Consider the following 12,333-nt stretch of genomic DNA (forward strand, 5'->3'; position numbering starts at 1 on the left):
CGCTACAGAGGTTTACTTAACCAACTTGTAGAACACCGTCGATAATGGCGGTAAACGCAGCGCTATCGATTGAGGTAGTGACTCGCTTTCCACTTCTTCCGTTACTACATTGGTCAGTACTTCAAAACCACTTCCGTCGTATTTTGCATCATCGGTGCTCAGTAAAAGCTCATACTCACCTTCCATCGGAACACCTAAACGGAAACGCTCATGTGGCACTGGCGTGAAGTTGCTGATCACCAGTACACGCTCACCATCTTGACTGATACGCTCATGCGCTAAAATGCTCGCATCCGCTTCATCTTGTAAACGCCATTCAAAACCGGCAGGTGAGCTATCTTGATCATGCATCGCTGCTTCATTGCGGTACAAATGGTTCAAGTCACGAATCAATGTCTGCACGCCTTTATGGCGACCGAACTCCAACAAGAACCATTGCAGCTGATCGTCATGGTTCCATTCGGCGGTTTGGCCAAGCTCTGCGCCCATGAAGTTCAGCTTTTTACCCGGTTGGCCATACATGTAGCCGTAGTAAGCGCGTAGGTTCGCGGTTTGCTGCCACTCATCACCCGGCATCTTGTTGTGGATGGAGCCTTTGCCATACACCACTTCATCATGCGACAGCGACAATACATAGTTCTCACTGTGTGCATAAACAAGTGGGAACGTGATGGTATTATGGTGGTATTTGCGGTGAACAGATTCTTCTTTGATGTAAGAAAGGCTGTCATGCATCCAGCCCATGTTCCACTTAAAGCCAAAGCCCAAACCGCCCATAAAAGTAGGTGCTGACACGCCAGGGAATGCCGTAGATTCTTCAGCAATTGTCATCGCATTCGGGAAGTGCTTGTACACTTCTTCGTTCATCCATTTCAGCGTTGCGATCGCGTCGTAGTTCTCATTACCACCGTCTACATTCGGGATCCACTGATCGTGGCTGCGTGAATAATCAAGATAAAGCATCGAAGCTACCGCATCCACACGGATACCATCGATATGGAATTGCTCAAACCAGTACAGCGCGTTGGAAACTAGAAAGCGACGCACATGCTCACGACCTAAATCGTAGATGTACGAGTTCCAATCTTGGTGCCAACCGCGACGAGGATCGGGATCGTGGAACAGTGGTGTGCCATCGAAATTAGCCAAACCATGATCGTCGGATGGGAAGTGTGCCGGTACCCAGTCAAGTACGACACCAATACCCGCTTGGTGACACGCATCAACGAAAAATTTAAAGTCATCAGGTGAGCCGTAACGACTGGTTGGCGCAAATAGGCCAACTGGCTGATAACCCCAAGAGCCAAAGAATGGGTGTTCAGAAACTGGCATTAGCTCAACGTGGGTGTAACCCATATCTACGAGGTATGGCACAAGCTCTGCGGCTAATTCACGGTAGTTTAGGAAATCACCATCCGAATTGCGCTTCCAAGAGCCTGCATGCAGTTCGTAAAAAGACAAGGCTTCATCGCATTTTTGAGTAACTGGACGGTTTTGCCATTTCGCATCTTGCCATTGGTAACGATTGTGATCGTAAGTGATGGAAGCGAATGACGGGTATTGTTCGGAGTAGAAGCCCCAAGGGTCTTGTTTGTGAGGAAGTCCTTCCCCATTTGGACCTTTGAGTTCAAATTTATATTGTACGCCCTCTTCCAAGCCAGGAATGAACAAGCCCCAAATACCGTAATCCAGACGCTGCATTGGGTGACGACGACCGTCCCACTGATTGAATCCACCCACTAAGCTGATTGCCGAAGCGTGAGGTGCGTAGACAAGGAAACGAACACCAGTGATATTTTCACCACCTCGCTCTAGTGTCACAAATTGTGCACCCATGTAGCGATACATCTCTTTTGGTGTATGCAGATGTTCGTATTCTTGATAGATATTATGGTACTGGTAAGGGTCGTCAACAAGCTGTTCTACGCCATTCCAGTCTACCGCAAGTTGATAGTGAGTCAGATGTAAATCGCGCTTTTCTTTTAGGATAAAACCACTTTCGCCTTTGCGATCCAGTTCCACACGAGGCTCACCACTGATCACCAACTCAACTTTGTCAGCACCAGGCATCCAAACGCGTAACGAGCCTTCACCGTCATCAATGAATGGACCAAGCGACGCAAATGGGTCTGAGTAAGCCGCCTCAGCAAGTAATTCATAAGCGCGTTGGTAGTTTTTCTTTACCTTAGTTTTCAATTTATTCTCCCTAGCACCGATATTCTCCATAAAGATTTTGAACATCGAGTTTCCACAGCCAAACGTTGTGTATTCACAAAAGACATGGCTTTATTCAAACTTCGAATAAAACGCCGTCAAAAAACAAAAATGCCCGCTATTGTTGCGGGCATAATAACGGTACTCCATCCTAACGGATTGTGCCGATTTAATGAGTGACCTAGGCTATAGTTTCATACCTTGACGGAATTAATTTCATTGGTACTTAGGTCACCTTTCTCAACTTATTTACTTGCTTTCGCGCGTACTTCAGTAAGGCGTCGAGATATACGGTTTACGTATTCACGACTGAATATTTCATCAAGGTTCATCGACAGTTTACGACGCCAGTTTGGATACTCATCTACCGTACCAGGAATATTGACCGGTTGGTCCATTTCTAGCCAGTCTTCAAGTTGCACACTAAGCAACGCAGAGTCACCGGCAGCAACATGCAGTTGCAGTGCTTCACTTAAGAAAGAATCCATAGGCACATACTGCGCATCATGACCGATACCTTCCGGTAAGTAACCATGCCAACGAACACTATCTAGAATACCCTGTTTGCACTTAAGGCGATCGCCAAACAAATCTTCTAGCTGCTCTTCATCTGGATACAAGCCAATTTCACGCCCCATTTTCAGGTCATCACAATGCCAAAAACCACGTAGAGTTGGCATATCGTGCGTACAAAGTGCCGACATAGATTGTTCAGCATAGTGCTTAGGTGAAATAAAACCACCATCCTCTTTTGAGGTTTCGAAGAAGAAGACTTTGTAAGAATGCACGCCTGCATCACGAAGAATGTCGACGATTTCATCTGGTACCGTACCTAAATCTTCACCGATAACAGAACACTGATAACGGTGTGACTCTAGCGCCAAAATTGCTAGCATGTCTTCCACTGGATAGTACAGGTAAGCACCTTCTGTCGCCTTCTCGCCTTTTGGAATCCACCACAGACGCAAAAGACCCAGCACATGGTCAATACGTAGCGCACCACAGTGCTTCATGTTTGCACGTAGCAGCTTGATGTACGCATCGTAGCCTGTTGCTTGCAGCACTTGTGGATTTAGCGGAGGTAGACCCCAATTTTGGCCTAGAGGACCAAGAACATCAGGTGGCGCACCAATGCTCGCATCCAACACTAGGTTTCCTTCATCCGCCCAAGTTTCACTACCAGAATCCGCAACACCTACCGCTAGGTCGCGGTAAAGACCGACAGACATGCCTTTCTCTTTGGCCAGTGCTTGCGCTTCTTTGATCTGGCTGTCTGCGATCCATTGTAAATACATGTACAAGTGAACACGGTCTTGGTTATCTTTAATGTATTTCTGAGTCTCCACAGAATTAAATGTGCGATATTTCTCAGGGAATACCGGCCAGCCCCACACGCTTGAATCTTGAGCATGCAGTTCACCGTGTAACGCATCGAATGCGGCTTGGTGAAGTAGGCTTTCGCCACCTAGCTCAACGAACTCTAAGAATGCACGAGCACGAACCGTGTTCTTATCTAGATGGCGTGCTTTGAACTCACTAAATAGTAGCGGTAGAACGCTCATCTTGAGCTCAGACACTTCGGTGTAGTTGACCCAGTGTGATTCTCGCGCTTTTTGCAAACGTTGTTGGAAATCCGCATTACCAACGTGCTGCTGCGCCTCTTTACTTAACGCGAACTCAGGTACTGAACTTACGTCGATATACATGATGTTCAGCCAACAGCGAGAAGATGGGCTGTATGGGCTTGCGGCTTCTGGGTTCGCAGGGAACAACGAGTGAATTGGGTTCAAACCAATGAAGTCACCGCCACGAGAGGCAATGTCACTCACCAACTGCTTAAGATCGCCAAAGTCACCGATACCCCAGTTATGCTGAGTGCGTAGCGTGTAAAGCTGGATGCTTGGGCCCCATAGCTTTTTATGCTGGTTGAGATCTTCTTGTTTGAAACACGCTTTTGGTGTGACGATCAACGACATTTCATAAGGCGTCTTACGGCGCTTACGGATAATGATCAGTTTGTGGTAACCCCATGCCAAGTTCTTTGGCAATGCAAACACTAGAGGGCCACCCTCAGCACGTTCGTCACGAACAATTTGAGACTGAAGATAGCCTTCAAGTACCTCTCCTTGTTCTGTTTCTAAACGCCAGCTAAATTCACTCTCGCGAGCACTCGTACCTAGGTTTAGTTCCACTTCGACTGGCTCGCCGTCGCGTAAAACAAGAACTGGGGCTAGTACGTCTTTCTTATGCTTTTTCTCAGCAGAAGCCACTAGCTTCTCGTCGCTGCTAGTATCGTAGCCAAGTGAAGTGAGCAAACGGCGTAATGTTTCTTCAGAAACTTTTGCCTCGTCTCCCCACGCGCTGACGTAGCTATCAGCCAATCGCGCCATGTCTGCGACTTTCTTTAATGCTGTTTGTTCTTTCATCGCTTTCTCCGAAGGTAATACCAACACCTTCCATGTAGGGTCTTTTTTTATCGATAATTATTTAAAAATGCCAAAGGTAGCGCTCGGCTACCTTGGTCTTAACTGGGCTTTGTTAACGCTTTACTGCTTCAAGTTTCCAGATGTTGTTCACATAATCTCGGATTGAGCGGTCTGATGTGAACTTACCAACTAGGGCAGTGTTAAGAATGGCTTTCTTAGCCCAGCCAGCTTGGTCTTTGTATTGTTTGCCCATTTCTTCATGCGCTTTCACATAAGATGCGAAGTCAGCAAGACATAGGTACGGGTCACCACCATCAAGTAAACTGTCGTACGTTGCACGTAGTAGACCTGGTTGACCTGGCGTAAACTCATCACCTGTTAGTAGGTCTAGAGACGCTTTTAGTAAGTGGTCAGCATTGTAGTAGTCGTAAGGGTTGTAGCCAGCTGCTTTAACCGCTTTCACGCCCTCAACATCAAGACCGAAGATATAGATGTTTTCATCACCCACCTCTTCACGAATCTCAACGTTCGCGCCATCCATCGTACCGATAGTTAGTGCACCGTTAAGAGCCATCTTCATGTTACCTGTACCCGATGCTTCCTTACCCGCTAGCGAGATTTGCTGTGAAACATCTGCCGCAGGGATGATGATCTCGGCCATGCTCACGCGGTAATCAGGGATAAATACCACTTTAAGCTTGTTACCGATGCGAGGATCGTTGTTGATCTTATCGGCAACCTTGTTCACTGCGAACATAATTTCTTTCGCTAGGTGGTAACCTGGTGCTGCTTTCGCTGCGAAGAAACATACGCGTGGCTCACATTCAAAACTAGGCTCGTTTAGGATGCGGTGGTATAGAGATAGAATGTGTAGCAGATCGAGATGCTGACGCTTGTACTCGTGCAGACGCTTGATTTGAACGTCGAAGATAGCATTCGTATCAAGTTCGATACCCATGTTCTCTTTCACCCAATTCGCGAGGCGCTCTTTGTTCTCTTTCTTCACTGCCATGAATTCTTTTTGGAATTTCGCGTCAGTAGCGTACTGAGCAATACCTTCAAGTTGCTCTAGTTTCGCTGGCCATTCTGAACCCACTTTCTCTGTGATTAGCTTAGAAAGGCCTGGGTTACAGAACTTCAACCAACGACGAGGCGTAATACCATTCGTTACATTATGTAGACGAGTTGGGTACATCTCGTGGAACTCTGGGAATAGGTCTTTCTTAACCAACTCAGAGTGAAGCGCTGCTACGCCGTTTACCGCGTAAGAACCGATGACACATAGGTTAGCCATGCGAACCATGCGGTTGAAACCTTCTTGAATGATAGAGAGCTTAGCTTGCTTCTCACCGTCACCAGGCCACATCGATCGAACTTCTTGTAGGAAGCGGTGGTTGATTTCAAAAATGATTTCCATATGACGTGGAAGTAGACGCTGGATTAGCGACTCTGGCCATGTCTCTAGCGCTTCTGGTAGTAGCGTGTGGTTGGTGTACGCGAACGTGTGAGAGCTGATTTCCCAAGCCGCTTCCCAAGTAAGACCTTTCTCGTCCACTAGGATGCGCATTAGCTCAGGGATAGCAATCGTTGGGTGCGTATCGTTTAGCTGGATAGTCTCTTGCTTCGGCAATTCCGCGAGCGTGTAACCTGCTGCTTCGTGGCGACGTAGGATGTCGCGCACAGACGCTGCTGAGTGGAAGTACTGTTGCATTAGACGCAGTGTTTTACCTTTCTCGTGGTTATCGTTCGGGTAAAGCACTTTGGTGATGTTACCTGCGTCGATCAGCGCGTGTTGCGCTTCGAAGTAATCACCATTGTTAAAGCTAGCTAGTGAGAATGGTGCAATTGCCTGACATTCCCAAAGACGTAGAGGGTAAACCGTATCTGATTCGTAACCTACAATAGGTAGATCCCAAGGCATTGCTTTTACAGACATGCCAGGAACCCATTTACGAACTTCTTTACCGTTCACGTTGACCACTTCAACGTGACCATAGAAGCCGATTTCTTGTGCGAGCTCTGGACGAGCAATTTCCCATGGGTAACCTTCAACGCCACGCCATGCGTCTGGCGCTTCTTGTTGACGACCATCTTTGAACGACTGCTTAAACAGACCGTATTCGTAGTGCAGGCCGTAACCTACGGTTGGGAATTCTTGCGCTGCACATGAGTCCATGAAACATGCCGCTAGACGACCTAGACCACCGTTACCCAATGATGGGTCACGCTCTTCTTCTAGAAGGTCTGTTAGGTTGTGACCTAGTTCAGCCATTGCTTCAGTGATCTCTTCGTAAAGGCCCATGCTGATTAGGTTGTTACCAGTCAAACGACCGATAAGGAATTCTAGTGAAAGGTAGTTAACACTTTTCGCATTCTTAATGCGAGGATCTTCTTCTGTGGCCAACAAATCGCATGTTGTGAATTCAGCCAATGCGCGCCCCATTGCTAGATACCAAGCGCGGCTATCTGCATTTTCAATCGTATGTGCGTAAGTGACAGATAGATGTTTCTTCACGCTTTCTTGGAACGACTTCTTGTCAAATTGTTTCTGTTGAGTAGGTTTCATTAAGAAATTCTCACGTCTTGTAGTAATTCATCTGCCATACATCGTGCATTTCCCTAGGTGAAGAAACATCCTCCTGCATCTCCTCACTGATAGGAGTAGGGGCTAGGGCGTAGGGGGGGGAGCATTGCAAAGTTAGTGATCTAAATCTCAACACAGCAGTCGATCCTGCCCTTGCTAGTGATTCAGATCACAACCAATTTAGAGAAAGAGTAAATTTTATTCATGACGTTTTTTTAATTGACCTTTTTACTGGGATGTAAAAACTGTCTTATCGATCACATTAAAATATTTTACGCTAATGGTTTTTCTGTAAAAATCGCGCAACCCAATCTACACGAGACTAACAAAATCAACATTTAGGTGATTAAAATCACAAAATTAGGGCGTAGATGAGCAATGTTTACTCAGTTCTTAAGAATTAGGAAGTGGATCAAAGTAAATAGCATTTCTCATGTCGTACCATTCAAAGCGACTCGCCACCCTAACATTTTTTGCACACAATCAAAATTTGGTCGTGTGGGTCTGTTTCTAGTTTCGCTAGCTCAAAAATTTAAGGACAGAATTAACAATGTGGATTCCATCTAAACTCACTCGCCCCGGCCGCTTACACAATGCCATCGTCCGCCCACGAGTGTTGGACTTACTACAACATGCGCCTTACTACAAACTGGTTTTGTTTCGCTCCCCTGCTGGTTACGGCAAAACAACCATGGCAGCTCAATGGTTGTCAGATAAGCCAAACGTCGGGTGGTATAGCATCGACGATAGCGACAATGATGGCTTCCGTTTCGTCAATTACTTACTACAAGCTTTAAACAAAGCAACCAATTACAGTTGCTCTAACGCTCAAAAGCTGGCTGAAAAGCGTCAATTCTCTTCTTTACGCTCTTTATTTAGCGAAGTTTTCGCTGAGATGGAAGATTTTCAGTACGAGTGTTATATCGTTTTAGATGATTACCATCTGATCGCCAACGACGAAATCCATGAATCGATGCGTTTTTTCTTAAAGCACATGCCAGATAACCTCACGGTGGTCGTGACGAGTCGTGCTAACCCACCACTAGGGACTGCTAACCTACGAGTGCGTGACCTGATGATCGAAATTGGCAATGAGCTGCTGGCATTCGATACCGAAGAAACCACGCGCTTTTTTAACCAACGCATTGCCGATGGCATTGATGAAGATATGGCAAACAACCTACGCGGTTACGTAGAAGGATGGCCATCGGCATTGCAGCTCATTGCACTACAAGCACAGCATCAAAACCGTACTCTCGCGCAAACGGTAGAGTCAGTTTCTCAGTTTAATCACGCTCATCTATGGGATTACTTAGTTGAAGAGGTTTTTGACCTACTCGATAACGAAACCCGTCATTTTCTCATGCAAGTGTCGGTTTTGAACCACTTCAATGATGAGCTGGTGTTCGCGTTGACTCAACGTGAAGATGCATTAGGCATGATTGAATCGCTCAACCGATACGGTCTTTTCATCTATCCATTAGAAGGCGAGCAAAACTGGTTCCGTTTCCATAATCTGTTTGGTGAGTTTTTATCTCATGAGCGTCTTGCTCGCATTCCTCAGCAAGAAAAAGACTTACACCGCAATGCCGCCGTAGCGTGGCTAAACCAAAAAGCACCACATCAAGCGCTCCATCATGCACAGAAATCCTGTGACATAAGCTTAATCATTGAAATTCTTAACGAGTTTGGCTGGAAGATGTTTAACCAAGGTGAGTTGGCCACTCTCGAAGCGGCAATTAACCAACTTGATCGTGAGCTGCTGTTTAGTCACCCTAAATTAACCATGCTACGTGCTTGGCTAGCGCAAAGTCAGCATCGCTATAATCAAGTTGGCAAGCTACTAGCAGAGGCAGAAAAGGAACACACTAAGCGCAAGATCGAATTAGACTCTGGCTACCAAGGCCAAGCCAATGCCCTACTTGCCCAAGTTGCCATAAATAGTAACCAGCCAGAACGCGCGCTTGAACTCGCTGAACTGGCGTTGAGCCAGCTAAGTTCAACGATATACCGTAGCCGTATCGTTGCAACCTCAGTCGTAGGTGAAGTGAATCATGTGCTTGGTCAACTAGACCGAGCGTTGCCGATGATGCAACAAACTGAAAAACTGGCACGCCAATATCAGGTATACCACCAAGCACTTTGGGCGATCTTGCAGCAAAGTGAGATCATGATCGCGCAAGGTTACGTTCAAGCAGCATTCGAATTGCAAGATTCCGCCTTCCGCTTGATTGAAGACCAACAACTGCAGCATGTTCCTTTGCACGAGTTCTTGCTGCGTATTCGTGCGCAAGTTTTCTGGTGTTGGAATCGTCTAGATGAAGCCGAAGAGTGTGCGTACAAGGGTCTGCAAATCCTGGAAAACCATTCACCAAGCAAGCACTTACACAGCTATTCTATGCTGGCACGTATTGCAATTGGCCGTGGTGAACTGGACAAAGCGGGCAAGTTCATTGAGCACATTCAACACTTGATGAATCAATCGACTTACCACGTCGATTGGACAGCAAATGCCTCACTGTCGTTGATCCTTTTCTGGCAAGCCCGTGGCAATATAGAAGCGATTCAAGAGTGGTTAATTACTGCTGTGCGCCCTGAGTCAGCATGCAACCACTTCCAGCAACTTCAGTGGCGTAACATCGTACGTGCCCACATTAATTTGGGTCAGTACGATGAAGCTCGCCAAGCGTTGGAATTCTTAAAAAGTGAAGCACTGCGTGCCAATTTGATCACTGACACCAACCGCAACCTAGTCGTAGAGGCGGTATTTGCGGTGCGTCAAAAAGACGAGGAACAAGCAAAAGATCTGCTGAAAGAGGCATTGGTGATGACCAACCAAACCGGTATGATTGGCAACTTCCTTATTGATGGCGCGATCATTGGCGGATTACTCGAAAAACTGAGTCTACGCCATGAATTGGGCGATCTAGAGCGTCACCGCGCCCAACAGTTGATGAAAGACATCTCTTCCAATCAGCGGAGTCGATCCATTCACTTTGATGAAGACTTCATCGAAAAATTGGTGAATCACCCGAACGTGCCAGAACTAGTGCGTACTAGCCCACTCACTCAACGTGAATGGCAAGTACTGGGCTTAATTTATTCGGGCTTTAGCAATGAGCAAATTGCTCAAGAATTGGATGTTGCTGGCACGACTATCAAGACGCACATTCGCAACTTATATCAGAAACTGAATATTGCTAATCGTAAAGAAGCGATTGTTACAGCAGAAAACTTGTTGCAGTTGATGGGCTATTAAGCCGTTAGATGACCGCTGTAAAACACCGGGTTGACGTAATACGTCAGCCCTTTTTTTTCGCAATTTTATCAAATAATGCAAATTGCAAAGAAAATAAGCAACTTTTCACATATAGCAACATCACCTAGATATACACCCAGTGGTTTCAAGATGCAGGATTCAGTGCGTGGTCGCTGACTCAAGCTCAAAGAAAATAACGCAACATAGTCGCGAATTCTTTCCAAGTTGTTTAACGATAACATTGTCTCAGTGACACGCTCCCAAAGGGTTGGTTGCCTTAGGAATATCGTTCAGACAAAAAAAAGCCAACCGCAATAAACGCGATTGGCTTATATTTGATGTGAACAATATGTATTCACTAACAACGTCAGTTGGCTAGGTGACCCTCGGCTTAAGAAGGGTCGAGACAAATTATGCATTAATCATGCCATGAATGTAAAGTGTTATTTTTGGGCACGATATCTCATATCAAATTCCTTTAAGCAACAACCTTTTGCAAAATGCAAAACAATAATGCAAATTGCATTTGCATTGCGCAACTCGATAACATAAATGATAAATAAGTCATCAAACAACTAGATTCACCGTATTTGTCTGTTATTTGCTGTAATTTACCTAACTAACAGCGATGGTTACTTAAGAGATAGACACCGCGCACAACGCCATATCACTCTGTGTTTCCCAAGCTTAAAGTCGTAAAGTACTTACTTTTCTCAGAATTGGCATTTGTTTCGATATCATCCGTACCACTATTTCATACTTTTTTGGCATCAATGTTTGTATACTCAATACCATCTACATGACTTAGTACTCGAGAAATGAACTATCTAATCACCTTCTTTAAAGGAATGGCGATGGGTGCAGCCGATGTTGTTCCTGGCGTATCAGGCGGTACCATTGCATTCATCACGGGCATTTATGACACGCTTCTAGAAAGTATTCGTCGCATTAATCCATCACTTTTCTCTATTTGGCGAAGAGATGGCTTTAAAGCCGCGTTTAATCATATAAATGGCTTCTTTCTTATCTCGCTGTTTACTGGGGTCTTTACCAGTATCGTGACCCTAGCGAAGTTAATTACTTGGTTACTCGACACACACCCTATTCCAATTTGGTCTTTCTTTTTCGGTCTGATTTTGGTGTCCGTGTACCACATCGTTCGCCAAGTGGAAAGACGCGATGCCCTAAGCTTTGTCACCCTACTCGCAGGTGTGGCTTTTGCCTACTGCATTACGGTTCTTAACCCATTACATATAGAACCAACAGCGATGAACACTCTGCTTGCGGGGGCCATCGCCATCTGTGCCATGATCTTACCGGGGATTTCTGGCAGCTTCATTTTGCTTCTGATCGGAATGTACACGCCTGTTCTCGCTGCAGTAAAGGGGCTCCAAGTCGATATTCTCGCCTTATTCTTGACTGGGTGCGTGATTGGTCTACTTTCTTTCTCGCATTTATTGTCTTGGTTACTACGCAAGTTCCGCGACTTCACATTAATGTTCCTAACAGGCTTAATGATCGGTACGTTGCCTAAAATTTGGCCATGGAAAGAGACGCTGACTTGGCGCACTAATTCAAAAGGCGAGCAAGTACCACTATTGCAACACAACCTGTCACCGTTTGAATTCGAGCACATCACCTCGCAACCTTCGCAGCTGGTCTTAGCGATTATCATGATGCTGGTCGCCATTGCGCTTGTCCTTGGTCTAGAGAAATTCGCAGATTCGGGCAAATAAGCTAATACAAAACCATTGAAAAGCGGAGCCAAGTGCTCCGTTTTTTTATTTCCACAACCCACTCAATTACATAGGAGTAGTACAAAATTTGTCGACGTGACACCTTTTTACGTT

At 45.8% G+C, this 12,333-nt stretch carries 5 protein-coding genes; 2 read left to right on the plus strand and 3 right to left on the minus strand.

The annotated features are described in order from the left end of the window. Positions 1–12 precede the first annotated feature (12 nt). From glgB to AK966_RS10780, 3 genes are all read right to left on the minus strand, one after another. Positions 13–2,241, minus strand: a complete 2,229-nt coding sequence (gene glgB, locus AK966_RS10770; protein ID WP_099079599.1) for a 1,4-alpha-glucan branching protein GlgB — start codon at positions 2,239–2,241, stop codon at positions 13–15. Positions 2,242–2,459: 218 nt separating this feature from the next. After that, positions 2,460–4,640, minus strand: a complete 2,181-nt coding sequence (malQ, locus tag AK966_RS10775) for a 4-alpha-glucanotransferase (protein WP_119464122.1) — start codon at positions 4,638–4,640, stop codon at positions 2,460–2,462. A 112-nt stretch (positions 4,641–4,752) separates the two neighbouring features. Continuing rightward, complete coding sequence (locus tag AK966_RS10780; protein ID WP_119464123.1) at positions 4,753–7,206, minus strand: glycogen/starch/alpha-glucan phosphorylase; 2,454 nt, start codon at positions 7,204–7,206, stop codon at positions 4,753–4,755. A gap of 568 nt (positions 7,207–7,774) precedes the next feature. Here AK966_RS10780 and malT point away from each other — a divergent pair. Together malT and AK966_RS10790 are read left to right on the plus strand one after the other, a co-directional pair. Beyond that, a complete protein-coding gene (gene malT / locus AK966_RS10785) occupies positions 7,775–10,483 on the plus strand; it encodes an HTH-type transcriptional regulator MalT (protein WP_119464124.1) in 2,709 nt (902 codons plus the stop codon). A gap of 818 nt (positions 10,484–11,301) precedes the next feature. Continuing rightward, complete coding sequence (locus AK966_RS10790; RefSeq protein ID WP_119464125.1) at positions 11,302–12,219, plus strand: DUF368 domain-containing protein; 918 nt, start codon at positions 11,302–11,304, stop codon at positions 12,217–12,219. Positions 12,220–12,333 lie beyond the last annotated feature (114 nt).

The organism is Vibrio sp. PID23_8 (genome assembly GCF_003584965.1).
Lineage (GTDB): Bacteria > Pseudomonadota > Gammaproteobacteria > Enterobacterales > Vibrionaceae > Vibrio.